Here is a 26,062-nt window from a genome sequence, read left to right on the forward strand (position 1 = left end):
CAAAAAACTTAGGAAAATAATACTTCGCACATTCGCAATACTTGTATTGCTACTCGTGCTATTGGTTATTATTTTGTCGATACCCTCGGTTCAAACAAAAATAGCACATAGAGTTACTACCTATCTTAATGACACATATGGAACTAGTATTCATATACAACGGCTAGGCTTAAATTGGAAGGGTCAGGTAGATATTCGGGAAGTTTATATTGAAGATCATCATAGTGATACCTTGATATATTCTCAGGAATTACAGACCGAGTTGCTTGGTATTCGCAGTATACTCAAAAATAAACTTGTATTAGGAAGTACGCTACTCACCAATGCAAAATTGAATTTCCGGCATTATAAAGGAGAACCGAACGACAATCTTTCTGTTTTTTCAAGTAAATTCGATACAGGCGCGCCACCAAGTGGAAATGTGTTTGTTATAGATATTGATGCTCTTGAATTAAATAACGGTCATATTACAATTGTAGATGAAAACTTGGATGATCCGGATCTCTTCGATCTTACTGACTTGAATTTAACGGCTGAGAGTTTCCACTTAGAGGGACCTAATCTAACTGCCCAAATAAATTCACTCTCGCTTATCGCTGCCAGAGGCTTTATAATTAATAATCTTAAGAGTGATTTTACCTATAATCAGGATGGAATTATCTTAAATGAGCTATTGTTGGAAACTGCAGGTTCCAAGATACAGGGTGATATAGCACTTTTTCATGGCGGGAAATTATTTGGTGATTTTGCTAATGTCGTTGAGATTACTGCAAATTTGGAAAACACAGAGATCTTATCTGATGATATTAATGCCTTTTATCATGAATTTGGGCCGGGCTTAATGATCGATATCAATGGTAAGATTGAAGGAAGATTAAATGATTTCACCTACAATGATGCTAATATGCAATCTGGAATCACCAGAATTTTAGGGGATTTTCATTTCAAAAACCTTTTAAAGGGAAATGATACTTACGCCATTTCAATAAAAAACCACAGCATTACGACCAGTTATTATGACCTAAGACGATTTATGCCACGAGTGTTAGGCCAGGTTCTTCCAGAGGAAATAAAGGATCTTGGGACGTTTATATTTTCCGGAAACACGAGTATTTCAGCAACAGATCTCAATACCAATAGTGCTATTAGAAGTTCAATTGGTAATGCCGAAGTAGTACTTGAAATGGCCAATATCAGCAATTTTGACAATGCTGTTTATAATGGTAATATAATTTTAGAACAGTTTAACTTAGGAAAGATTTTAGGGACTATTTCCCTCGGAAAAACAACCGCCAACCTTGACTTCAACGGTAGAGGATTTACGCAGAACACTGTTAATACGAGTATAAAGGGGAAAATATCTTCTTTTAATTTTGAAGGATATAATTATCAAAAAATTCAGGTTTCTGGAAATCTGAAGAATCCACTTTTTAATGGAGATCTCACTATCGATGATCCTAATCTAAAACTCGACTTTAAAGGATTAATTGATGTTTCAAAAGATTTTAATCAGTACGATTTTGAAGCTAATGTCGTCTATGCCGAGCTTAATAAGCTAAATCTCATTAAACGTGATAGCGTATCGGTTTTTGCTGGACGAATCGTTATGGATATGGATGGTACAACAATAGATAATGCCGCAGGAACCATTAGTTTGACACAAACATTTTACCAAAATGAAAGAGATGATTTCTATTTTGATGATTTTAAGATTATTTCCAGTTTTAATGGACCGGTTCGTACAATAGAAGTAAATTCTCCTGACATTATTAATGGAAAAATAAAAGGTGAATTTCTTGTGAAGGATATACCAGACCTTTTTAGAAATGGGGTTGGAAGTATTTATGCCAATTTTGTTCCAAATGAAGTCACCGTTAATCAGTACATTGATTACGAATTTGTTGTTTATAATAAGATTGTGGATCTCTTTGTGCCGCAATTAAAATTAGGTGAAAACACAAAAATAAACGGTTCCGTTTCTTCCGATAAGTCTAAATTCAAACTTAATTTTAAATCACCCGAAATTCTGATTTTCAAGAATTACCTGGGAAAGGTGAACTTACAAGTAGATAATGATAATCCGCTCTATAACACCTACGTTTCAGTAGATTCAGTATATACCGGGGTTTATAATGTCACGGATCTAAGCTTAATAAACAAAACCATAAATGACACCCTTTTCATTCGTTCAGAATTTAAAGGTGGCAAAGAGAATGCAGATTTATTTAATCTCTCATTATATCATACCATTAATCCTTCAGGAAAATCGGTGGTAGGTGTTAAGAAATCTGATATTACTTATAAGGAAAATGTTTGGTATCTCAATGAAGAGAACAACAACCTAAATAAGGTAGTATTCGACGACAATTTCAATTATATTAGAATTGATTCTCTCGAGTTAAATCATAACCGCGAGGTAATCCAATTCGCCGGTATATTGCGGGATTCTACTTATAAAGATCTCAAACTTCGGTTTAATAATGTGAATATTGGAAATTTAGTGCCTCCAGTAGATAGCCTGCGATTAGAAGGTAATATTAACGGAAAACTGGACTTTCTTCAGAAGAATGGAAACTATTATCCTAATTCCAATGTTACAGTAGATAACGTAATAATTAATGACATCCTTTTCGGAAATCTAGATCTTTCAATCACTGGAAACGAAGATCTCACCAGATACAATATCAATACAAGCTTGACAAACGATAATGTAAAATCCATTAATGCGGTGGGAGATATTGATGTATCTGTGAAAAACCCAAAGATCAAAATGGACGTTACGTTGAATGATTTTAACATGCAGGCCTTTAGTCCGTTTGGAGCTGATGTTGTGACCGATATTCGTGGTGTAATTTCCGGTAATGCAAAAGTATCTGGAAACTATCGATCCCCAGATATAAACGGTAGATTCTACATGGAAAATAGCGGGCTTAAAGTACCGTATCTCAATATCGATTTCGATTTGGAGCAGAATACTTTAGTCACCGTTTCTAAGAATAAATTTGAAGTAGGAATTACAGATATCACCGATACTCGTTTTAATACCAAAGGGGAGTTTACCGGTTATGCTACTCATAATAACTTCGGAAACTGGCAGTTAAATCTCGATATTATTGCTCCAGAGCGACTTTTGGTACTAGATACAAAGCCAGATGAGGATGCTTTGTACTACGGAACCGCATTTATAAGCGGGAATGCTAACATCCACGGACCTATTGATGAATTAAACATCGAAGTAGAAGCAACAACAGAAGAAGGTACAAGCTTTAAAATTCCATTGAGTGACACCGAATCTATTGGAGATGATTCCTTTATTAAATTCTTATCTCCAAAAGAAAAAGCAGCTCGCATAAGTGGTGAAACCTATATTTCTGAAGATTTAAAAGGTCTAAAACTCGAATTTGATCTCGACATTAATAACAAGGCTGAAGTTGAAGTAGTAGTCGATAAAGTTAATAATTCCACACTAAAAGGTAGGGGAGCAGGAACACTCTTGATTCGGATAAACACCCTTGGTAAATTTCAAATGTGGGGAGATTTTCAGGTGTATCAAGGCACCTATGATTTCAGGTATGGTGGCGTGATTCAAAAGTATATTCAGGTGGAACCCGGTGGAAACATAAACTGGGACGGTGTTCCTGAACGGGCACGACTCGATATTAGTGCGAAGTATATTACATCAGCGAATCCATCAATATTATTAGATAATCCTTCGGTTAATAGTAAAATACCCGTAGAAGTTGTTGTAGACTTAACAGGGGAGATCATTCAGCCGGATCTTAATTTTAAAATTGAATTTCCAAGAGTGAGTTCTACCGTTAGAAGCGAGTTAGAATATAAACTTCAGAATGAAGAACAACTTCAGAAACAAGCCCTATTCTTATTGGCATCAGGGTCATTTGTAAACGACAATTATGAAGGCACTAATGCATTTTCTGGAACATTGGTAGAAAGAGTTTCAGGACTAGTAAATGAACTTTTTGCAGATCAGGATAGTAAATTTCGAGTCGGACTTGACTATTCTCAAGGTGATAAAACTCCTAATGCCGAAACCGCAGATCGTGTAGGAATTACGCTTTCAACGCAAATTAATGAACGAATTCTAATCAACGGAAAAGTGGGAGTACCTGTAGGCGGCGTCAATGAATCGGCGATAGCGGGTGATATTGAAGTGCAATGGTTAGTTAATGAAGATGGATCCCTTCGGATGAACTTTTTTAATCGTCAGGCGGACCTGCAGTTTATTGGTGAAGACCAAATCTTTGAGCAAGGTATAGGGATGACGTATTCGGTAGATTTTGATACTTTTAAAGAGTTGGTGAATAAGCTATTCAATAAAAAACTTACGCTAGAATCGGAGGATGAACTTCCTGTTGTTCCAGATGATAATACGGCTCCGGTAGATTTTAATACAACTGCGAATAAGCAGGAAGAGTGAATACTAAGTTATTCGAAGAAAAAATACAGCTATGCTGATAGATCAAAGATCGCTGCGTTGTTAGAATAAAGATTACTTTGTTCAAACTTCTTTCCTCTTTTTTCTATTTATTGTTTTTTACTCTAGCATCTAGCATCCAGCATCTAGCATCCAGCATCTAGCATCCAGCATCTAACATCTTTTTATCACAAAGATGCAATAGCAGAAATCTCCACATTCACATACTTTGGAAGATTAGCAACTTCCACAGTTTCTCTGGCCGGCGCGGTAGCTTCATTAAAGTAGGTGCCATATACGGCATTTATAGCCGCAAAATTCTTCATATCACTAATAAAGATCGAAGTTTTCAACACATTCTCGAAGGTCATACCTGCTTCAGCCAGCACCGCTTTTAAATTTTCCATTACGAGTTTAGTTTCCGAAGAGATATCAGAAATTTTTAATTCACCACTCGCCGGATCAATTGCAATCTGTCCGGATGTATATAGCATATTTCCCTTTAGTACAGCCTGATTATACGGGCCTATTGGTGCCGGGGCTTTAGAAGTATTAATGATCTTTTTCATAGAATTTGTATTAGAAGTTTTTATCAGATTCCCGACGTTTGTCGTATTTAATATCACTAAGTATGGACGATTTTATTCCAACGTAGAAATACCATGCAGTATTAATACTACCAATCGGCGTCCAGTTAAAGCTTAATTTCCAACTCTCCAAATCTCTTTGGAAACGTAGTTGAGTTAAAGTTACACCCTTGCTTTTAAAATCGTAACCCGACGAAACACCTACCTGCCAGCGAGGAGATAATTCCAAATTGGAACTAAACATTAAAGATTGAGATGAGATTTCACTTTGCCGAGCTGAATTAGAATACGTCATTGTGTACGCCAATCTTAGATCCCAGGGCAGGTCATAACCATACCAATCTCGAGATTTGGCATCTTCATTATCGTCATCCTCCTCGTAAAGATCTCCACTGTAAATATCGGACGATTGTCCAAACAAATCATCCTTCCGACCTCCATTTCTAAAGGTATCATCATCAATTTGATCTTTTTCCTTTTTACCTTCAAAATCCTTGCTGGAGAAACTATAATTAAGACTAATATTCGCATTTGTTAACCGAAACAAGCTGCCGCCATTTTCGATATTAAATTTGTCAATCTGTCTATTATTATTATCAAGGGCATAAGGATCAAGATTTCCACTAAAATTAAAGTCAAGCTTATTGACAATGGGAATACTACCGCTGAAATTAACAGCAGACCATTTTAAGGAATCTTTAGAAAGGGTATAGGACGTACCAAAGTTCAAGTTATTTAAGAGAATAACCTTTTTTGCTTCGGTGGCAGTAGTATCTTTATCCCTCACCTTGGCTTCAAGTGTGTTGCTAAGTGACAATCCAATACTACTGGAATAGGTATTTCCGGGAGCACCATATAAGGTTCCTGTAAAGCGGGAGTACTCAATAACTTCCTCATTAATCTCAGGATCTGCGGAAACTATAGGGATGGTATAATTGTCATAATATTGATCAAAACCCGGGTTAATATTATAACTAATGCTTGGACGTACAACATGCCGAACCGCCTGTATCTTTTTATCTCTTCCGAAGTTAAAAGTACCGTAAACCGTAGTTCCCAAACTTGTAGAAAAATTATAGGTTCGATAGCTGTCGAAGCCTGAAATAGTATCTATTACAACACCACCATCTCCATCGTTAGCCGTTTCGTCATAGCGTTGCTCAAATGTTTTTAAAGTCCATGTTTCCTGATAAGCAGTACTTGCGGAAGCACTCAAATATTTTAATATTTTAAAGTTTGTACTCAGAGGAATTCTATGTCTCATCCCTACCAAAGCATTTTCAAACATCTCTTTCTTAAAAAAGAGCGAATCCACCGTATTTATCCGGTTGTCACCAGTAAAATCGTACTGAAGGTTAATATTATCGATAATTCCTTTCTTTATGCCAGACTTCGGAGCAAAGGGAAATATTCTCGATACGGAGGTCGTAACCGATGGCAACGACATATTAATCTGCTGAGTGTTGGTATTTTGTGAGTGAGTAGCTGAAATAGCCGTGTTAACTTGAGGCTCGCCTTCAAATGTTTTGGAATATGAAATGGAAGAACTAAGTGTATTTACCAATGCACTCGCGTTATTCGTTTGGTTGATAGATTCCTGAAAATATTTGCTGCTACCTAAGTTTACCGAAGCTGAGAAGCGAGAATTCGGACTCGATTTCTGGTCCTGAGCATGGCTCCATCTAATATTATAAACTGCACTCTGACTAAAGTCTGGAAAACCACGTTCACTATTTATAAGACTTTCATAGCGCACACTAACATTTCCTCTAAATTTATATTTCAACACATAAGTCGACTCTCCTCTAAGTCCGTAGCTACCATTTGTGTAATAATCCCCAAGTAACGAGATATCCATATAATCGTTTAAAGCGATATAATATCCTCCATTTTGAAAGAAGAAACCGCGATTATTGTTCTCCCCAATGGTAGGTAGAATAAATCCGGAAGTTCGATCTTCAGTTAATGGGAAGTATGCAAATGGGAGTCCGATAGGAGTAGGGACATCGGCGATATACATATTGGTAAGTCCGGTGACAATCTTCTTATTTGGAACAAATTTCGCCCGTCTGGTGTAAAAATAGTATTCGGGATCATCTATATTCTTGGAAGTGGTAAACTTTACGTTCTTCAGAAAAACAACCGAATCATTTTCTTTTTTAGTCACTTCAGCAATTACATTAAATCCATTTTGTTCGGTGCGGGAATTGTAAACAAGTGCTTTCTGCGTATCGAAATTAAAGCGAATTGAATCGGGTTTAACGGTATTTCCAGCTTGGACAAAGACAGGCAATTGTGAATAAGCTCCGGCACTGTCTATTCCTTTGGCATACACTTCATTTTTATCATAATCCAAAATAATAAGCCCGGCATCGATACGCATATCTTCATAAATGATATAGGCCTTATTATACATATATACTTTACTTTTCTTCTGATCTATATAAACGTAATCTTCTCCATAATAAGTAACTACATCGGTAAGAAATTCTTTTTTGGGCTTTACTGAATCTCTTCGGATGGTATCCAAGTTTACTTCACTTCTTTCAGAAATAATAGGTTTAAGATTAAAACTTACAGTGTCTTTTGGTTCTTCGGAAGGGATATTTACTTCATTTTTAGGCGGGATATCCTGTGCATATAAGGCAGTACCGCATAGGAGCAGAAAAATTGGGAAAACAGTAAAAAATTGCCTTAGTGTTTGCAATGCTGCGCTTAGATTTTTGAAGTTCTCAGTGAGTTAACTTAAATGTTGATTGTTTCCGTAAAAATAAAAACATACCACTGGGAACTCTCATAAAGTTTTTACAATTTTGCTGTTATTATCAACTTAAAAACTAAATGTCCGTTTGGCTTAGTTTTTGAAACGTCAAAATTAAGCATATTTTTTGGGCTTAGTTTTTTAAAATCAAATTTTTAAAATATCAACTTTCAACTTACGTTAATTCTATATGAAAACGAGATCATTACTAATTCTATTGTTTGTTTTTTTAACTCTTCCATCTGTTATCCTTTATGGACACGACAATAATACCACAAAACCTTTTGTAGTCGTTTTGGATGCAGGACATGGAGGTCACGATCCAGGGAATAGGGGAAATGGTTATAAGGAGGCTGATATAGCATTGAATATAGTTTTAAAAGTTGGAGCAATCCTCGAAAAGACTCCGGGTATAAAGGTAATTTACACTCGTAAGACCGATGTATTTGTCGAATTATTTGAACGTGGCGCTATTGCTAATCGGGCAGATGCCGATCTTTTTGTGTCAGTTCATTGCGATTCTCATACTTCTCAGGCCTATGGAGCAGGTACTTTTGTTTTAGGTCTGCATGCGAATAAGCGTAATATGGAGGTGGCAAAGAAAGAAAATGAAGTGATTCTTCTTGAAGACAACTATATGGAAAATTATGCAGGATACGATCCCAATTCTCCGGAGTCGTTTATCGGACTTACTTTAATGCAGGAAGAATATCTTGACCAGAGTATCATGTTAGCAAGTTTGATTCAAAATAATTTTATCAATAAGCTGCACCGAAAGGATCGTAGCGTAAAACAAGCTGGTTTTATAGTGTTACACCAAAGTTATATGCCAAGCGTCCTTATTGAGACGGGATTTCTTACAAATAAAACTGAAGGTGCTTATTTAAATTCCTCAAAAGGACAGAATGAAATGGCAATCTCCATCGCCAATGCTATTGCGAGCTACAAAGAGAATATATTGTTAGCAACACACGCTACACAAAACCCTGAAATAACACAGGATGAATTGGATAATGCCATTGAAAAGGCAGAAACTAAAATTTATAAGGATGTGACGTTCAAGGTTCAACTAGCTGCAAGTAGTAAAAAGTTAAAGCCTGAAGCCAACAACTTCAAAGGACTTAAAGAAATAAGTAGGTCTGAGGAAAACGGGCTTTATAAATATTATTATGGCGAAACCTCCGATTACAATAAAATTCAATTAATGAAGACTTTCGCACAAGAAAAAGGTTATACCTCTTGTTATATAGTTGCCTTTAAAAATGGGCAGAAATTAAAACTGTCAGATGTCTTGAAATAGGGGGTAAATAAAGAAAGATTTTCTATATTTATTTCTAAATTTGTGATCATCTTAAAATATACCCTTTGAAGTTTTCAAAAGAAGTAAAAACCGGAATTCTTGCCATTGGCGCTATTCTCCTGTTTATTTTTGGTTATAGTTTTTTAAAAGGCACTAACCTTTTAACAGATAGCAGAGTTTTTTATGTAAAGTATCAGAATGTAGAAGGCTTGGCAAAATCTGCGCCAGTTACTATAAATGGTTACACCGTTGGAAAAGTAAACGACATTTCATTTGCCAATAAAGCTGGTGGATTGGTAGTGAAATTTACAATGGACGACGACTTTGTGTTTTCCAGAAACAGCATAGTAAGAATATATAGTAGTGGACTTATTGGTGGTAAATCTTTGGGAGTCTATCCAGAGTATGATTCTTCCGATATTGCTAAGTCGGGTGACACATTAAAAGGAACCATCGAAGGTGGAATGCTTGATGCAGTGACAAAGGCGCTAGGCCCGCTTGAAAAGAAGGTGAATAGGACTCTTGGTGTTATCGATACTTTATTACTAAGTGTTACCGATATCATTGATGAAGAGACGAGGATAAACTTGAGAGAATCTATCAAGAACTTCAATGCTACCATGAGCTCTTTTAAAGGTGCTTCTTCACAATTAAATACCTTACTCGCAACAAACACAGACAAGCTGGACAGAACTTTTACAAATTTGGATGATATGTCGGCAAATTTTGTAAAGCTTTCCGATTCGTTATCACAGTTGGAAACAGGAAGATTAGTGACCGATCTTCAAAATGTAGTTTCACGATTTGATGCCATAGTCGCCGGACTTGAAAATGGAAATGGAACTGTTGGTAAACTACTTAAAGACGATCAGCTTTATAATAATTTGGAAGGGGCTTCAAAACAGTTGGAAGAACTTCTCCAGGACCTGAAATTGAATCCTAAGCGATATGTACATATTTCTGTCTTCGGAAAAAAAGGCACAGAATACGTATCGCCCGAAGATCCCAATAAATAAAATATGCAATACATTCCTAATATACTGTTTCTAATACTATTAGCAGCCGGAATTGGCTATTTTACGATGAATATCCGTAAGGTTATTCGCAATATTAAACTCGGGACCGATTTCGACGCTTCCGATCGTAAGGGAGAACGTTGGGGAAATGTGGTTCGCATAGCTATGGGGCAGTCTAAAATGGTGAAACGCCCAATTTCCGGATTGCTACACATTATTGTATACGTTGGATTTATCATTATCAACATTGAAGTTCTGGAAATTATTATTGACGGGATTCTGGGTACTCACCGAATTTTCGCACCTCTTGGAGCCATGTATGATGTGCTAATTGCAACTTTTGAAATCCTGGCGTTTTTAGTATTAGTGGGTGTAATAGTATTCTGGACAAGAAGAAATATTCAAAAGATTAAACGTTTTTGGAACCCTGAAATGAAAGGCTGGCCAAAGAATGATGCCAACTACATCCTTTATTTTGAAATGGTACTTATGGTATTATTTCTCACCATGAACGGGGCAGATCTACAGCTTCAGAATTTGGGCTCAGCGCATTATACTAAAGCCGGGATGTTTCCTATTAGTGGATTGTTAGCTCCTATATTCGAAAATTTTTCCGAAGCAACACTTATTTTCATAGAGCGAACCGCCTGGTGGTTGCATATTATTGGGATTCTCATATTCCTTAACTATTTGTATTTCTCTAAGCATTTACATATAATGTTGGCTTTTCCGAATGTTTACTTCGGAAGAGTGGAGCCAAAAGGAAAATTTAAAAATAACGAAGCGGTTACCAATGAGGTAAAATTGATGATGGACCCATCTGCAGATCCTTATGCTGCTCCGGCTGAAGGCGCAGAAGCTCCCGCTAAGTTTGGTGCGAGTGATGTTATGGATTTGAATCAGATTCAATTACTAAATGCATATACCTGTACCGAATGTGGGCGTTGTACAAGTGAATGTCCTGCAAATATTACTGGAAAAAAATTGTCGCCACGTAAGATCATGATGGACACCAGAGACCGTCTTGAAGAAGTTGGTAAGAATATTGACACTAATGGCGAATTTAAACCCGATGGAAAACAATTATTAGACGATTATATTACCAGAGAAGAGTTATGGGCATGTACTTCTTGTAATGCCTGTGTAGAAGCTTGTCCGGTAAGCATAGACCCACTTTCAATTATTATGGAAATGCGTCAATATCTGGTGATGGAGCAGTCTGCCGCGCCTAATGAACTAAACGTCACTATGACAAATATAGAGAACAATGGAGCGCCTTGGCCATTTAATCAGATGGATCGTTTAAATTGGAAAAATGAGGTTTAGTTATACGACATAAAATTATCAGTACATTAAAGTTAAATATAGAATGGAAAAAGAAGAAGTGGAGAAATTTTTACACGAAAAAGTAGAAAAAGGAGAGCATGTAAGTCCGGTATTACCAAAGGGTGTAAAAAATTATCTAATCGATATTGACGGGACAATTACTGAAGACATTCCAAATGAGGAGCCTGAACGAATGGCAACTTGTAAACCGTTTCCGGATGCCTTAAAAACATTGAACAAATGGTATGATGAGGGTCATATTATCTGCTTTTTTACTTCGAGAACGGAAGCACATCGTGAAGTGACAGAGAATTGGTTAAACGAACACGGATTTAAATTCCATTCGATGTTAATGGGGAAACCAAGAGGTGGTAATTACCATTGGGTGGATAATCACTTGGTTAAAGCCACTCGTTATAAAGGGAAATTTACTGATCTAGTAGACAAAAAAGTAACCATTCAGGTGTTTAAAGATTAACAATAAGACTTATGAGTGAGACAATAAAAGTTCCCACAATGGCCGAGTATATGGCAGAAGGTAAACAACCTGAAGTGTTGTTCTGGGTTGGATGTGCGGGTAGTTTTGACGATAGGGCGAAAAAAATAACCAAGGCTTTTGTTAAATTATTGAATAATGCTAAGGTTGATTTTGCGGTTCTTGGTACCGAAGAAAGTTGTACTGGTGATCCGGCGAAGCGTGCAGGTAATGAGTTCTTATTTCAAATGCAAGCCATGGGGAATATAGAAGTCATGAATGCCTATGAAGTAAAAAAGATTGTTACGGCATGTCCTCATTGTTTTAACACCATCAAAAATGAATACCCGGAATTAGGTGGTAATTACGAAGTAATGCATCATACACAATTTTTAAAGTCTCTTCTTTCTGAAGGGCGTTTAAAAGTGGAAGGCGGAAAATTTAAAGGAAAACGCATTACGTTTCACGACCCATGTTATTTGGGTAGAGCTAATGGCGAATATGAAGCACCTCGCGAATTACTTCAAAAACTGGAAGTTGAATTGGTGGAGATGAAGCGATGTAAAACCCGCGGACTCTGTTGCGGAGCTGGAGGAGCTCAGATGTTTAAAGAACCGGAACCTGGAAATAAAGACATTAATATAGAACGTACTGAAGAAGCCTTAGAAACCAAACCTGAAATCATTGCTGCAGGTTGTCCGTTTTGCAATACCATGCTTACCGATGGCGTTAAAGGAAAAGACAAGGAGGCAGATGTTACGGTTATGGACATAGCCGAAATGATCGCAAATGCTTCTGATCTTTAACTTCTATAATAAGTTCTGCATAATTTAATTGAGGAAGTGAAAATTAGACACATTATGGTCTAATATTTGGTGCTCTTCATTGTATTGAAACCAATTTTCTGCAAAAACAAAAAAAAATGCTAATAGAGTTTGAAAAATTACCTGATGATTCCCGTATATGGGTGTATCAGTGCAATCGAAAATTATCTGATGAAGAAGTTGCTGCCATAACGCCAAAAACGGAAGTATTCCTCGAAAAATGGACTGCCCATGGTTCGGATCTTGAAGCTGGTTTCGAGATAAAATATAACCGATTCATCGTTTTAGGTCTTAATCAGGCTAATGCTTCGGCATCTGGCTGCAGCATAGACGCATCCGTGCGGTTTATTCAATCTTTAGAGAAGGAATTGGAAGTTGATTTGTTAGATAAAATGAACGTGACTTTTTATAATGGGGAGTTTATTGCGCACAAATCTCTATCAGATTTCCGTAAAATGGCTAAAGCTCGATCCGTATCACCCAATACCGTAGTTTTTAATAATCTGATCAATACAAAGTCAGAATATTTAGAAAATTGGGAAGTACCAGCTAAAGAAAGCTGGCATAATAGGTTTTTATCTTAGTTTAGATTTTTCATTGTATGTATAGAATTGTTGTAAGCTTGTGTTTTATGGTGGTATGCGCTACCTCTTTATCACAACAGTTAAATCCACTTATAGTAGAACATGATCTTGCCCGACAACAAAAATGGGTAGATAGTATCTACGGTAATATGTCGCTGCAGGAAAAGGTTGGACAATTATTCATGCCGGTAATTTTTTCGAGCGATTCCAAAAAGAAAACTGATCAAATAAAGGATCTTATTGCAAACCAATATATTGGCGGATTAATCTTTTCTAAAGGCGGTCCGAAACAACAGATCAAACTAAATAATGAATACCAAGAGCTTTCGAACATCCCAATGTTAATGGCAATGGATGCCGAATGGGGCTTGGCAATGCGATTAGATTCTACCTATGCTTACCCATGGAATATGACTCTGGGCGCCATCACCGATAATAAGATCGTGGAAAAAGTAGGGCGTCGCATTGGTGAGCAAACCCGAAGAATGGGTATGAACATCAACTTTGCACCTGTAGTCGATATAAATACGAATCCAGCAAATCCAATTATAGGAAATCGCTCCTTTGGGGAAGATAAATATAATGTAGCCGAAAAATCACTCGCCTTTATGAAAGGTCTACAAAGCGTTGGTGTTCTTGCGAATGCTAAGCATTTTCCGGGACACGGTGATACAGATCAGGATTCACATAAAACATTACCAACGATAAATTTTTCTAAAGCGCGAATTGACAGCATAGAGCTTTATCCCTATAAACGTCTAATTCGAGAAGGATTAAGCAGCGTTATGGTAGCACACCTCAATGTACCTTCATTAGAGGATCGCCATAACTTCCCTTCATCTCTTTCAGAAAATATAGTTACCAACTTATTAAAGGGAAAACTTGGTTTTAATGGTCTGGTTTTTACAGATGCACTGAATATGAAAGGCGCATCAGATTACAAAGAACCCGGCGGAATTGATCTCGCAGCTTTTCTTGCTGGTAACGATGTGTTATTGATTTCTGAAGACATTCCTAAAGCGCATGCACTTATGGTAAACGCATATCGTGAAGGTGTAATTACGGAGGAGCGTTTGCTTCATTCAGTCAAGAAAATACTCTTTGCCAAGTACAAAGTGGGCTTAAACAAATATATACCTGTGAATCCTGCCTTTGTGGTTCAGGACCTCAATAGTGTTTATGATGACGTTTTGTATGAAGAGGTGATGGAAAATGCGCTTACAGTAATTAAGAACGAGGAAGAGTTGCTTCCGCTTAGAGATTTAAAAGATAATAAGTTTGCCTATGTTAACTTCGGAAATGATTCCGGTGCCGATTTCCTGGATCAATTACAAAAATATACTAAGGTCGATTGGGTAAAAGCCAATAGTCTGGATGATTATATTCAGAAGCTGAAATTTTACGATTACGTCATTATTGGTTTTCATAAATCAAATGAAGGCCCATGGAAAGATTATGAATTTACAGAAAAAGAACTAGTATGGTTATATGAAATAGCCAGATTGAACAAGGTTATTCTTGATGTGTTTGCGAGACCATATGCGATGCTAGACCTAAAAACCACTACTAATTTTGAAGGGATTATTATATCGTATCAGAATAGTAAAGTTTCTCAGGAGCTTTCAGCACAACTTATTTTTGGAGCACGTAGCGCGAAAGGAAGGTTGCCGGTTTCTTTGGGAGAGGATTTTCCAGTAGGGACAGGAGTTGATACAGAAAACTTAAAACGATTGCAGTACGGATCGCCGGAAAGCGTCGGAATGAGTACGTATCGATTGAAAAAAATAGATTCGCTGGCGAGAGTTGGTTTATGGGGAAATATGATGCCCGGGGCTCAGATTCTCGTAGCCAGAAAAGGAAAAGTAATTTATAGCAAGAATTTTGGGTACCATACTCAAAATCGAAAAAATAGTGTAAAAGATAATGACCTATACGATGTCGCATCACTAACTAAGATTCTATCGACTACTCCATTAGTCATGGAATTATTTGATAGAGATATTATCACAATGGATTCGCAATTGGGTGAATTATTGCCAGAATATAAAAACTCGAATAAAGCACACATTACCTTAAGAGATATGTTATCTCATTACGCACGATTGAAGGCATGGATTCCGTTTTATTCAGCAACTATCGATTCGGTTACCAAAAGACCAGCTTCTAAGTATTACTCAGAGAAGTCCAACAGTGATTTCAATATTAAAGTAGCCGATGATTTATATTTAAGGAAGGATTACAAAGATAGTATCTACGAACAGATAAGAGTGAGTGAATTACGCAGCCGTTTGAGTTATAAATATTCTGACCTACCATATTATATTATGAAAAAATATCTTGAGGAATTCTACGGAACACCTCTTGATGAATTAATACAGACACACCTTTACCAATCCCTTGGAGCTAATTATACGACTTATTTGCCCTTATCGAAATTTTCGAAAGTGGATATTGTTCCAACTGAAGAAGACAATTATTTCAGAATGCAAAAGGTACACGGTTACGTCCACGATCAAGGTGCTGCCATGATGGGCGGAGTAGGAGGTCATGCAGGTATTTTCAGTAATGCAAATGACGTAGCTAAAATTATGCAGTTGTATTTATGGGACGGATTTTATGGTGGTACACGATATTTCAGTCCTGAAACCATGCAGGCATTCAATACATGTTATTATTGTGAAGATAATGTAAGGAGAGGCGTAGGATTCGACAAACCTCAATTAGGAGAATCGGGTCCGACTTGCGGTTGTGTCTCAATGACTAGCTTTGGGCACAGTGGTTTTACAGGAACTTTTACCTGGGCAGATCCGGAGCAGGAGTTAGTATATGTCTTTTTGTCGAACCGAACCTATCCTTCTGCCGATAACCGAAAAATTATTGGCAGTAATCTTAGATCGAATATACAAGAGGCGATCTATGAAGCAATTAATACTTTAAACTAATTAAAATAGATGAAAATAGCCATTGTTTGTTATCCTACATTTGGAGGAAGTGGTGTTGTAGCTACCGAACTAGGAATTGCTTTGTCAAATCGAGGTCATGAAGTTCACTTTATAACCTATAAACAGCCTGTTCGCTTAGACTTATTTTCGCATAATATCCACTTTCATGAAGTTTCGGTACCGGATTATCCGTTATTTCATTATCAGCCGTACGAATTAGCACTATCAAGTAAGTTGGTCGATATGGTGAAGCTTCATAAAATAGAATTGCTTCATGTTCATTACGCAATTCCTCATGCATATGCCGGTTATATGGCTAAACAAATGCTGGCTTCAGAAAACATTCACATTCCAATGGTAACTACCTTGCATGGTACAGATATCACCTTGGTAGGAAGTCATCCTTTTTACAAACCTGCGGTTACTTTCAGTATTAACAATAGCGATGTGGTTACTTCTGTTTCCCAAAGCTTAAAAGATGATACCCTACGTCTTTTCGATATTGAGAAGGAAATATTTGTAGTTCCAAATTTTATAGATATTGAGAAGCATGCAAATCCTTATACCGAGTGCCAAAGGGATCTAATGGCAACTAAGGAAGAACGTATAATTACTCATATTAGCAACTTGAGACCAGTTAAACGTATAATGGATGTGGTTGAGATTTTTGATCGCATCCAAAAAGAGATGCCTGCGAAATTGCTAATGGTAGGTGAAGGTCCGGAAAAAGAGAAAGCAGAAGCACTTTGTAGATCTAAAGGCATTGAAAACAAAGTACTGTTCCTTGGTAATAGCAACGAGATTGATAAGATTTTGTGTTTTAGTGATTTATTCCTTCTTCCTTCGGAAAAAGAGAGCTTCGGATTGGCAGCATTAGAAGCAATGGCATGTGGCGTTCCGGTTATATCAAGCAATGCAGGAGGTCTTTCCGAAGTAAATAAACAAGGAATAAGTGGTTTCTTAAGTAATGTAGGTGATGTCAACGATATGGCTGCAAATGCTTTAAAAATTCTGCAAAATCAGGAAACATTAGCGATGTTTAAAGAACAAGCTAAAGATGAATCCAGAAATTTCGACACAGACAAGATTGTACCAATGTATGAAGAAGTCTACGAACACGCGAGAAATAGCGTTCATTGCTAATTTCTTTATATTACTTTCTGCGTTTTAATCCAGAATAAAAGTATTGCATTAATAGAAAATGCCTCCTCATATATAACGAGAAGGCATTTTCTTTAATTGAGAATTAATATAGTGTTTTAAAACTGATAGCGCGCAGCAATACCAATATTCAGATTCACGTCGTCAACGTATCTTCCAAAATTAGCTTCCGGCCTTAGATCAAATGAAACAAGAAGAGGAAAGTCAAAATCATACTCCAATCCTACAGTTCCAGTGGCATATCCATATACTTCAGCAGAACGATCGTTAAAATGTTTGTCGTCATAAATAACCTGTCCAACACCTACACCCGGGCCAGCATACCAATTTAGACCCCCGTCAATATTCCAAACCCACTCATAAAGCCCTGTTAGTTTAATGGCATCTGTTTTCTTACCACTTCGAGTCGCCAACCCAAGTTCAATCCGATTGTTGTTAGTTCCTACAGCCCGTTGATAATTCGCTTCAACACCAAAACCTCTACTATCCCCAAATCTTACCCCAATCGCATTTTTTGAAATTTCCTGCGCATACATCTCTGACGCAAAAACTGAAATCACAAGCAATAATAAAAATCGATTTTTCATAGTTTGTTATTTGTTTATAAATTAGGAAACCAAAGATAGCTTACTACAGAATCCCTTGATGTTAATAGCCTGCCAAGATTCTTAATTTTGTAAGAATGTTTTGTTAACGTTTTGTACTTTTGTGGAGTTCAAATGAAAGAGAAACTACTTCAGTTTAAGGAAATTTTCGACGGTGATTTTCATATAGACAAGTTGCATAAAACATTATATGCGACCGATGCTTCTGTATATCGAAAAATTCCATTAGCGGTAGCATATCCGTTGTCAGAAATTGGAATTAAACAACTTATTAAATTTGCTTCAGAGCATGGTACTTCGCTTGTTCCCAGAACAGCAGGAACATCTCTAGCCGGACAATGTGTTGGCGCTGGTATTATTGTTGATGTTTCCAAATACTTAAATAAAATACTCTCTTTAGATCTAAATAATCGAACCGTTACGGTTCAGCCCGGAGTGATTAGAGATGAATTAAACGCATACTTGGAGCCCCACGGACTTTTTTTCGGTCCAAACACTTCGACATCCAATCGTTGTATGATTGGGGGAATGGTTGGTAACAACTCCAGTGGTACGACTTCAATCCAATACGGCGTAACGCGTGACAAGGTTTTAAAACTCAAAACATTACTGTCTGATGGGGAAGAGGTTATATTCGATTCACTTTCCGAAGAAGATTTTAAAAATAAAATGAAACTCAATTCTCTGGAAGGGAAGATTTATAAAACGCTTTTCGCTGAGTTATCTTCGGAAACCATACAACAGGCGATTGAAGATGAATTTCCAAAGCCCGAAATTCATCGTAGAAATACGGGCTATGCGGTGGATAGTTTACTTGATAATTCAGTTTTCGGTACTTCTGAAGCTTCTATCAATGTATGTTCTTTGCTCTGTGGAAGCGAAGGCACCCTGGCTTTTTCTACCGAAATCACCTTGCAACTTGATTTGCTACCGCCTCCGCTCACGGCAATGGTAGTGGCTCATTACAATACATTAGAATCCTGTCTGAATGACGTTAGTATTGCAATGCAACATAATTTGCACACCTGCGAAATGATAGACGATGTAATTCTAGATTGTACTAAAAAGAATAAGAAGTACGAATCGTATCGCTTTTTCGTAGAAGGAAGTCCGAAAGCACTGCTATTGTTAGAATTGAAGTCAGATTCGGCTGAAGATCTACAACAACAGACCACAGATTTACTTAAATCATTACAAAAGTCGGGACATAGCTACAGTCTTCCTGTTTTAAAAGATGCCGAAATTGACATGGCAATGGAACTACGTAAGGCGGGTTTAGGCTTATTGGGGAATATGATAGGCGATAAAAAAGCCGTTGCCTGCATTGAAGATACAGCAGTCGCGCTAAGTGACTTACCGAATTATATAGGTGAGTTTACAAAGCTTATGAGCGATTATAACCAAAGTGCGGTGTATTATGCCCATGCAGGCGCAGGAGAGCTTCATTTACGGCCTATCCTTAATCTAAAAGACAATGCAGGGGTAGAATATTTCAGGAAGATTACTACAGATGTAGCTCATTTGGTAAAAAAATATAGAGGATCTTTTTCCGGAGAACATGGCGACGGAATCGTAAGATCCGAGTTTATCCCAATCATGGTAGGGAATTCGCTGTATGAGCTGTTTGGTAGAATTAAGAATGCTTTCGACCCACTTCAGATTTTTAATCCCGGAAAGATCATCAATGCCAATAAAATGGACGAATCTCTGCGATATGAAGCAGGGAGAGAAGAACCGGAGATAGAAACGCTCATGAATTTTAGTGATAGTGAGGGAATCTTACGTTTGGCCGAAAGCTGCAATGGAAGTGGCGACTGTAGAAAAACTGAAAAAGCCGGTGGTGCTATGTGCCCAAGTTATCACGCTACTCGCAATGAGAAAGATACGACAAGAGCTCGAGCAAATATATTACGGGAGATACTAACGACCAACGATAGCGTCAATAAATTCAATTCTAAGGAGCTCAAAGAAGTTTTTGATCTATGTATTAGCTGTAAAGCATGTGCAAGCGAATGCCCAAGTAATGTGGATATGGCAACAGCAAAGGCAGAATTTCTTTATCAGTATAACAAAGTAAACGGAGTCTCTTTTTCAGACAAATTGTTCGGGAAAAGTAGTCAGTATACAAAAAAGTCAGCACGTTTTGCGCGGATTTCCAATGCACTCTTTTCGAATAAAATTAGCTCAAGATTTATAAAAAATATAGCAGGAGTGGCTTCGGAAAGAACGCTACCTCATAACTCAATCAAAACTTTCAGTAAACTACTTCAAAATAAACAAAATGAGGTAGTTAATAGTGATTTTAAATTGAAAAAAGTATTGCTTTTTGTCGATGAATTCAGTAATTATCTCGATGCAGATATTGCTTCAGATGCTTATGATCTTTTGACTGGTTTGGGGTATCAAATAGTGGTGATTGATCACCTGGATAGTGCAAGAGCATTAATCTCGAAAGGATTTTTAGAAGAGGCAAAGAAACATGCAAATGATAATATTGAATATTTGAAACAATTGGTTTCAAAAGAAGTTCCTTTAATTGGCATAGAGCCTTCAGCAATCTTGTCATTTAGAGACGAGTACCTTCGTTTGGCAGACGATATTGCTTCAGCCAAAGAAATTGCAAGTAATACAATGTTAGTCGAGGAGTTTCTGGCTTCAGAGGTGGTTAATGGCAATATTACCGCATCATCGTTCACTTCCGAAGAGAAAAAAATAAAAATTCATGTGCATTGTCACCAAAAATCATTGAGCAATCAAAAGGTGACCTTCGATATTCTAAACCTTCCGAAAAATTATAAACCTACTATTATTCCTTCTGGTTGTTGTGGAATGGCAGGCAGTTTTGGGTATGAAAAGAAGCATTATAAAGTGAGTATGCAAATAGGGGAGCTACGACTTTTTCCGGCTGTTCGCAAAGCAGAGTCGGAAACGATTATTGCAGCAAACGGTACTAGTTGCAGACATCAGATCATGGATGGAACGGGGACTAAAGCCCAACACCCAGTTACAATTTTAAAAAATGCCTTGATTTAATTTTCGATCATATAAGTATCAAGATCCTGAAAAGCTTCTTCCGACCCTTCTGAAGGAATAGGCAATTCGATGGGAAGTCCAGACAGGTCTTCCAACTGGTAATTGATAGAAACATCCGAACTTGTTAATCCGACCTCAGATTCGAATAGATTTTCAGATACAATCACGTCTTGGGCAGCAAGTATAGGAATATCAAGTGTCACTCCGCCGAATACAATCTGTGCAGAAATTGCAAGATTTACAACAATATTTGTCTTAGGATAATATATTGTACCATTCGCACCTTCGTCCGACACAGTTAAAATGTGATTTGAAGAAATAACGTAATCGATCACGATTGGAATATCACTCACAACTTCCTCTAATCGCCCGCCTTCACTACTCATTGTTTCAGGAGCACTGGCGCTTAGATCGTAAATTACCATATTTGTGATAGGGATAGTAACATCTGGAAATCCATCAATGGGAGCTGATAAGACACCGTTGAGTAATAATTTACTCCCCGAAGTCGTAAGTGTACCGCTAGATAATAAATTTGTCATGAATCCTTCTGCAGCTCCTCCAAGGCCCAAAGTTACTGTAGCTTCATCATTAATTATTGATGAACTAACTATATAAAGTGAGTCTCTTGAGGCACCTTGAGAACTGGTATTATTATAATTCCAAAAAGAATCTTCTATCGATGGGAAATGAGTTCCAAAATTCTGAACCGGAGCAGTTTCGTCATCACTTTTACAAGATGCTAGTAAAGTAACCGCAATAAATACGTAAACAAGAGTTTTCATAAAATTAAATTTTGGCAAATATATACAAAACTTACAGATTGATGTAGTCTTTAATAATTGACAGATTGAAAAATTCAGAAAGCGGCATATTCTTCAATACCTGAATACTTCGGAAAGGATTAACAAAGCAGAATGTTTTTAATATTCAACTGTAAGATTTACATTTGTTGAAAATGATGTTATGGCAGGTAATTCCTTCGGAAAAAATTTCACGCTTACCACCTTTGGAGAGTCTCATGGTGAGGCGATTGGAGGAATAATTGATGGCTGTCCGGCAGGTATTACTATAGATCTAGAAGCCGTTGAAGCAGAAATGAAACGTCGCAAACCCGGACAATCAGACATAGTTACACAGAGAAAAGAACCAGACAGCGTTAAGTTTCTCTCCGGTATTTTTGAAGGTGTCACTACAGGAACACCGATCGGTTTTATCATCGAGAATACCAATCAGAAGTCTAAAGACTACTCCCATATTGAAAAGATTTATCGACCTTCTCATGCCGATTTTACCTACGATAAAAAGTATGGCAATCGTGATTATCGTGGGGGAGGAAGATCTTCAGCGCGTGAGACAGCATGTCGTGTGGCTGGAGGTGCGATCGCCAAACAAATGTTGACAGATATTACAATAAATGCCTTTGTATCATCGGTAGGCGAAATTTTTATAGACAAGCCTTATCAGGATTTAGATTTTTCAAAGACTGAGGAAACTGCAGTTCGTTGTCCGGACCTCCCAACCGCAGCGAAAATGATTAAGCGTATAAAAGAAATAAAGAAATCTGGCGATACGGTTGGTGGTACTGTTACCTGTGTAATTAAGAATGTCCCAATAGGACTAGGTGAGCCTGTTTTCGATAAACTACATGCCGATCTTGGAAAAGCGATGCTGTCGATAAATGCCGTGAAAGGCTTTGAATTTGGAAGTGGATTTTGTGGTGCCAAAATGAAAGGGAGTGAACATAATGATCTTTTTAATGAAGATGGAAGCACGCAAACGAATCTTTCGGGAGGAATTCAAGGCGGGATTAGCAATGGAATGGACATCTATTTTCGGGTCGCTTTTAAACCTGTTGCGACAATAATGCAAAAACAACAAACCATAGATTCTGATGGAAATACCGTCGAAATGCAAGGTAAAGGGAGACATGATCCATGTGTAGTCCCAAGAGCAGTCCCCATCGTTGAGGCAATGGCTGCTTTGGTTTTAGCCGATTTTTGGCTTCGCCTTAGATTATCAAAACTTTAAACTTAGGATACATTTAGATATGAAGAAATTAGCACTACACTGGCAGATACTTTTAGGAATGGTTCTAGGGGTCGTTTTCGCACTTATTTTCACCAATTTGGACTGGGGTGCTAAGTTTATTGGTGATTGGATAAAGCCTTTCGGAACGATTTTTATCAATGCCTTAAAGCTAATAGCAATTCCATTAATTCTGGCTGCATTAATAAAAGGGATAGCAGATCTAAAAGACATTTCGAGTTTGTCGAAAATGGGAATACGCACAATTTTAACCTATATCGTAACTACTGTATTGGCAGTTTCGATTGGATTAATGGTTGTAAGTGTGGTGCAACCGGGAAAAGCGATCAATGAAGATACAAGAAATGAGTTAGTAGAGGCCTATGGCGGGGAAGCAGAAATGAAACGACAGGATGCCTTAAAACAAAAGGATGCCGGACCATTACAGGCACTTGTTGATCTTGTACCGGAGAACATTTTTAGTGCTGCCTCTAGTAACCGAAATATGTTACAGGTAATTTTCTTCGCGGTTTTCTTCGGAATTGGCCTGATTCTTATTCCTGAAGAAAAAAGTAAAACAGTAAAAGATTTTTTCGACGGTTTCAACGAGGTGATCCTGAAAATGGTCGATCTTATAATGTTAGCCGCTCCTTATGGAGTATTTGCACTTTTGGCTGCTCTGGTCGTAGAAGCGCCTAGTGCCGACTTATTCGCGGCCTTGGCGATGTACGCTTTTTGTGTCGTTCTCGGTCTGGCACTTATGATAGGAATATATATTCTATTGGTGAAAATATTTACCAAAAGATCACCGGGATTCTTTTTAAATGGAATAGCACCCGCTCAGCTTCTTGCGTTTTCAACCAGTTCAAGCGCTGCAACGCTGCCGGTAACTATGGAAAGAGTAACCGAACATCTAGGAGTAGAGGAGGAGGTTTCCAGTTTTGTGCTACCTATTGGAGCTACAATTAATATGGATGGTACTAGTCTTTATCAGGCTGTAGCCGCCGTTTTTATTGCTCAAGCCTTCGGAATGGATCTTTCCTTCGGAACACAGTTGGGAATTATCGCAACAGCAACCTTGGCTTCGATAGGCTCTGCCGCGGTGCCGGGTGCCGGAATGGTAATGCTGGTTGGAGTTTTGGGCTATGCAGGTATTCCTGAAGCCGGACTAGCACTAATATTTGCTGTGGATAGACCATTAGATATGTGTCGAACGGTTGTAAATGTTACCGGTGATGCTACTGTATCTATGTTGGTAGCGAAATCACAAGGTAAATTAGGAGAACCAAAGGTGAAGGACTGGGACGACAACTATAAAAAAGTGAGCTAAGTTTACTTGTTTTTAATACGAATTGCTTATTTTTATAGATTGCTAATCTCCCACAGTTAATTACAACCTGAATCTATTCTTATATAACCCACTTGCTATGTAAAAAAACATAGTATGAAAAAGTATGTCCTAACCTTATGTAGTTTGTTGTTTTTTACCGTGGTGTTCGCACAGGTTGGTATCAATACAATAACACCTAGTCCAGCTTCCTCCCTAGACGTTTCAAGTTCTTCCGATAATATCATTTTTGGTGGATTAATGCCACCTAAAGTCAACTTGGCTGAACGCGCTTTAATCGCAGTCACGCCGGCAGATGACGGTTTGTTAATCTATTTAATTGATGGTACTCAAAGGTGTCTGCAAATTTATGATGGAAGCATGGCACAATGGCGTAATATTTATTGCATGCCTTTTAATAACCCGCCTGTCGCTACTCATGTTACAGCCAATAGTCCGGTTTTTGAACCTGGGGCAATTGTAAATGGCGCCTATGTTTATGGCGATGCTGAAGGTGATTTGGAAGGAGCCTCAACTTTTCAATGGTATTTGGCCGATGATGCTGCAGGAACTTTAAATTTACAACCTATTCTAGGCGCTACATCTCAAACATACACTATTGTAGTTGGAGATCTAGGGAAGTACGTTTCTTTTGCAGTTACTCCCATCGCACTCACGGGTACCCTGATTGGTGTGGAAAAATTTAGCGCATTCAGAGGACCAATACAGACCAATACACCACCAGTAGCTTCGGCAGTGGCGATTTCAGGATGTTTTAGCAATGGTGAGCTACTCTCAGGATCTTATACCTATACCGATGCAGATGGTGATCTGGAAGGTGCAACCACATTTCAATGGTATCGCGCAACTGATAATGCAGGCACAGGCGCTGTTAGTATCGCAGGTGCTACTTCAATAAATTACACCGTTCAATTGGCAGATGTTGGATTTTATCTTGCTTTGGCAGTAACTCCGGTTGCGCTTACAGGTACTTCTCCAGGAACAGCGGCATATTCGTCGTATGGTGGTGCGGTCTTAGCTTCTGGAGGTTGTCTTCCCTGGATCAACGAATTACATTACGACAATACGGGAGCCGATATCAATGAAGGGGTCGAAATAGCAGGTCTGGCAGGTTTGGATCTAAGTGATTTCAGAATATATTTTTATAATGGAGCCGATGGAACGTTCTACGATAATATTTCACTTTTAGGCATTATCGATAATGAGAGTAATAATTTCGGTGCTTTGTGGTTTCCAAGACCTGGAATTGACGATGGTCCTGATGGTTTGGCTTTGTTTCAAATTTCAACGAACACTATAATTCAGTTTTTAAGTTACGAAGGATCATTTATTGCTACTAATGGTCCGGCAAGCGGAATGGGCTCTATCGATATTGGGGTTGAAGAACTTTCGAATCAACCTGTTGGAGAATCTCTTCAATTAACCGGCACAGGTAATCAATACAACGACTTTTTATGGAGTAATTTTGCTGCTTCATCGCCCGGTGATCTGAATGCGTCTCAAGTGATAAATTAAGAGCTGTTTTTCTTTTTATTCTTCGGAAGTGTTTGTGAACAAATCAAATTTTGATTACTACGCCGCTGATCTAATAAGGTCATTCATGAATTCCGACTATTAATAAACATACATTTGTGAAT

The 26,062-nt window shown here is 37.8% G+C and carries 17 protein-coding genes; 13 read left to right on the forward strand and 4 right to left on the reverse strand.

What is annotated here, in order from left to right:
* Nucleotides 1-73: 73 nt before the first annotated feature.
* Nucleotides 74-4,438, forward strand: a complete 4,365-nt coding sequence (locus BXY75_RS05390) for a translocation/assembly module TamB domain-containing protein (RefSeq protein ID WP_245962920.1) — start codon at nucleotides 74-76, stop codon at nucleotides 4,436-4,438.
* Between the two features lie 185 nt (nucleotides 4,439-4,623).
* Here the strand turns inward: BXY75_RS05390 and BXY75_RS05395 are convergent, their stop codons facing one another.
* On the reverse strand, nucleotides 4,624-5,004 hold the full coding sequence (locus BXY75_RS05395; RefSeq protein WP_121906701.1) for a RidA family protein: 381 nt from the start codon (nucleotides 5,002-5,004) through the stop codon (nucleotides 4,624-4,626).
* A gap of 10 nt (nucleotides 5,005-5,014) precedes the next feature.
* Nucleotides 5,015-7,729, reverse strand: coding sequence for a putative LPS assembly protein LptD (locus BXY75_RS05400; protein ID WP_121906702.1), 2,715 nt, complete (start codon nucleotides 7,727-7,729; stop codon nucleotides 5,015-5,017).
* Between the two features lie 244 nt (nucleotides 7,730-7,973).
* Here BXY75_RS05400 and BXY75_RS05405 point away from each other — a divergent pair, with 244 nt between their 5' ends.
* The 8 genes from BXY75_RS05405 (at nucleotide 7,974) to bshA (ending at nucleotide 17,393) form a co-directional block, all read left to right on the forward strand.
* Complete coding sequence (locus BXY75_RS05405) at nucleotides 7,974-9,083, forward strand: N-acetylmuramoyl-L-alanine amidase family protein (RefSeq protein ID WP_121906703.1); 1,110 nt, start codon at nucleotides 7,974-7,976, stop codon at nucleotides 9,081-9,083.
* A 65-nt stretch (nucleotides 9,084-9,148) separates the two neighbouring features.
* On the forward strand, nucleotides 9,149-10,099 hold the full coding sequence (locus BXY75_RS05410; RefSeq protein WP_121906704.1) for an MlaD family protein: 951 nt from the start codon (nucleotides 9,149-9,151) through the stop codon (nucleotides 10,097-10,099).
* A gap of 3 nt (nucleotides 10,100-10,102) precedes the next feature.
* A complete protein-coding gene (locus BXY75_RS05415; protein WP_121906705.1) occupies nucleotides 10,103-11,425 on the forward strand; it encodes a (Fe-S)-binding protein in 1,323 nt (440 codons plus the stop codon).
* A gap of 43 nt (nucleotides 11,426-11,468) precedes the next feature.
* Entirely contained in the window at nucleotides 11,469-11,903 is a 435-nt protein-coding gene (locus BXY75_RS05420; RefSeq protein ID WP_121906706.1) for an LNS2 domain-containing protein, read from the forward strand.
* Between the two features lie 11 nt (nucleotides 11,904-11,914).
* Nucleotides 11,915-12,706 carry a (Fe-S)-binding protein gene (locus tag BXY75_RS05425; protein ID WP_121906707.1) on the forward strand — a complete coding sequence of 264 codons (792 nt, stop codon included), beginning with the start codon at nucleotides 11,915-11,917 and terminating at the stop codon, nucleotides 12,704-12,706.
* 116 nt (nucleotides 12,707-12,822) lie between these two features.
* On the forward strand, nucleotides 12,823-13,308 hold the full coding sequence (locus tag BXY75_RS05430) for an ABC transporter ATPase (protein WP_121906708.1): 486 nt from the start codon (nucleotides 12,823-12,825) through the stop codon (nucleotides 13,306-13,308).
* Between the two features lie 17 nt (nucleotides 13,309-13,325).
* A complete protein-coding gene (locus tag BXY75_RS05435) occupies nucleotides 13,326-16,250 on the forward strand; it encodes a glycoside hydrolase family 3 N-terminal domain-containing protein (RefSeq protein ID WP_121906709.1) in 2,925 nt (974 codons plus the stop codon).
* A 9-nt stretch (nucleotides 16,251-16,259) separates the two neighbouring features.
* Nucleotides 16,260-17,393, forward strand: a complete 1,134-nt coding sequence (gene bshA / locus BXY75_RS05440) for an N-acetyl-alpha-D-glucosaminyl L-malate synthase BshA (protein WP_121906710.1) — start codon at nucleotides 16,260-16,262, stop codon at nucleotides 17,391-17,393.
* Nucleotides 17,394-17,509: 116 nt separating this feature from the next.
* Here the strand turns inward: bshA and BXY75_RS05445 are convergent, their stop codons facing one another.
* Nucleotides 17,510-17,998 (reverse strand): hypothetical protein, encoded by a 489-nt coding sequence (locus BXY75_RS05445; protein WP_121906711.1) that lies wholly within the window; start codon nucleotides 17,996-17,998, stop codon nucleotides 17,510-17,512.
* 132 nt (nucleotides 17,999-18,130) lie between these two features.
* On the opposite strand from BXY75_RS05445, the gene BXY75_RS05450 reads away from it, so the two are divergent.
* Nucleotides 18,131-21,049 (forward strand): FAD-binding and (Fe-S)-binding domain-containing protein, encoded by a 2,919-nt coding sequence (locus BXY75_RS05450; protein ID WP_121906712.1) that lies wholly within the window; start codon nucleotides 18,131-18,133, stop codon nucleotides 21,047-21,049.
* Here the strand turns inward: BXY75_RS05450 and BXY75_RS05455 are convergent.
* Complete coding sequence (locus BXY75_RS05455; protein WP_121906713.1) at nucleotides 21,046-21,834, reverse strand: hypothetical protein; 789 nt, start codon at nucleotides 21,832-21,834, stop codon at nucleotides 21,046-21,048. The genes BXY75_RS05450 and BXY75_RS05455 overlap by 4 nt on opposite strands.
* Nucleotides 21,835-22,015: 181 nt before the next feature.
* Between BXY75_RS05455 and aroC the strand changes: the two genes are divergently transcribed.
* The 3 genes from aroC to BXY75_RS05470 all read left to right on the forward strand — a co-directional run bounded on the left by aroC (nucleotide 22,016) and on the right by BXY75_RS05470 (nucleotide 25,940).
* Entirely contained in the window at nucleotides 22,016-23,080 is a 1,065-nt protein-coding gene (aroC, locus tag BXY75_RS05460) for a chorismate synthase (protein ID WP_121906714.1), read from the forward strand.
* Nucleotides 23,081-23,099: 19 nt separating this feature from the next.
* Entirely contained in the window at nucleotides 23,100-24,407 is a 1,308-nt protein-coding gene (locus tag BXY75_RS05465) for a dicarboxylate/amino acid:cation symporter (protein WP_121906715.1), read from the forward strand.
* A 114-nt stretch (nucleotides 24,408-24,521) separates the two neighbouring features.
* On the forward strand, nucleotides 24,522-25,940 hold the full coding sequence (locus BXY75_RS05470; RefSeq protein ID WP_121906716.1) for a hypothetical protein: 1,419 nt from the start codon (nucleotides 24,522-24,524) through the stop codon (nucleotides 25,938-25,940).
* The last annotated feature ends 122 nt before the right edge of the window (nucleotides 25,941-26,062 follow it).

Origin of the sequence: Ulvibacter antarcticus, assembly GCF_003688405.1 — a bacterium.
GTDB lineage: Bacteria > Bacteroidota > Bacteroidia > Flavobacteriales > Flavobacteriaceae > Ulvibacter > Ulvibacter antarcticus.

Bases quoted from the DNA above. Each gene is read 5' to 3' on its own strand.
- bshA (WP_121906710.1), top strand. From the start codon at position 16,260: ATGAAAATAGCCATTGTTTGTTATCCTACATTTGGAGGAAGTGGTGTT.
- BXY75_RS05435 (WP_121906709.1), top strand. From the start codon at position 13,326: ATGTATAGAATTGTTGTAAGCTTGTGTTTTATGGTGGTATGCGCTACC.
- BXY75_RS05415 (WP_121906705.1), top strand. From the start codon at position 10,103: ATGCAATACATTCCTAATATACTGTTTCTAATACTATTAGCAGCCGGA.
- BXY75_RS05445 (WP_121906711.1), bottom strand. From the start codon at position 17,998: ATGAAAAATCGATTTTTATTATTGCTTGTGATTTCAGTTTTTGCGTCA.
- BXY75_RS05425 (WP_121906707.1), top strand. From the start codon at position 11,915: ATGAGTGAGACAATAAAAGTTCCCACAATGGCCGAGTATATGGCAGAA.
- BXY75_RS05405 (WP_121906703.1), top strand. From the start codon at position 7,974: ATGAAAACGAGATCATTACTAATTCTATTGTTTGTTTTTTTAACTCTT.
- BXY75_RS05455 (WP_121906713.1), bottom strand. From the start codon at position 21,834: ATGAAAACTCTTGTTTACGTATTTATTGCGGTTACTTTACTAGCATCT.
- BXY75_RS05395 (WP_121906701.1), bottom strand. From the start codon at position 5,004: ATGAAAAAGATCATTAATACTTCTAAAGCCCCGGCACCAATAGGCCCG.
- BXY75_RS05450 (WP_121906712.1), top strand. From the start codon at position 18,131: ATGAAAGAGAAACTACTTCAGTTTAAGGAAATTTTCGACGGTGATTTT.
- BXY75_RS05465 (WP_121906715.1), top strand. From the start codon at position 23,100: ATGAAGAAATTAGCACTACACTGGCAGATACTTTTAGGAATGGTTCTA.
- aroC (WP_121906714.1), top strand. From the start codon at position 22,016: ATGGCAGGTAATTCCTTCGGAAAAAATTTCACGCTTACCACCTTTGGA.
- BXY75_RS05420 (WP_121906706.1), top strand. From the start codon at position 11,469: ATGGAAAAAGAAGAAGTGGAGAAATTTTTACACGAAAAAGTAGAAAAA.
- BXY75_RS05470 (WP_121906716.1), top strand. From the start codon at position 24,522: ATGAAAAAGTATGTCCTAACCTTATGTAGTTTGTTGTTTTTTACCGTG.
- BXY75_RS05430 (WP_121906708.1), top strand. From the start codon at position 12,823: ATGCTAATAGAGTTTGAAAAATTACCTGATGATTCCCGTATATGGGTG.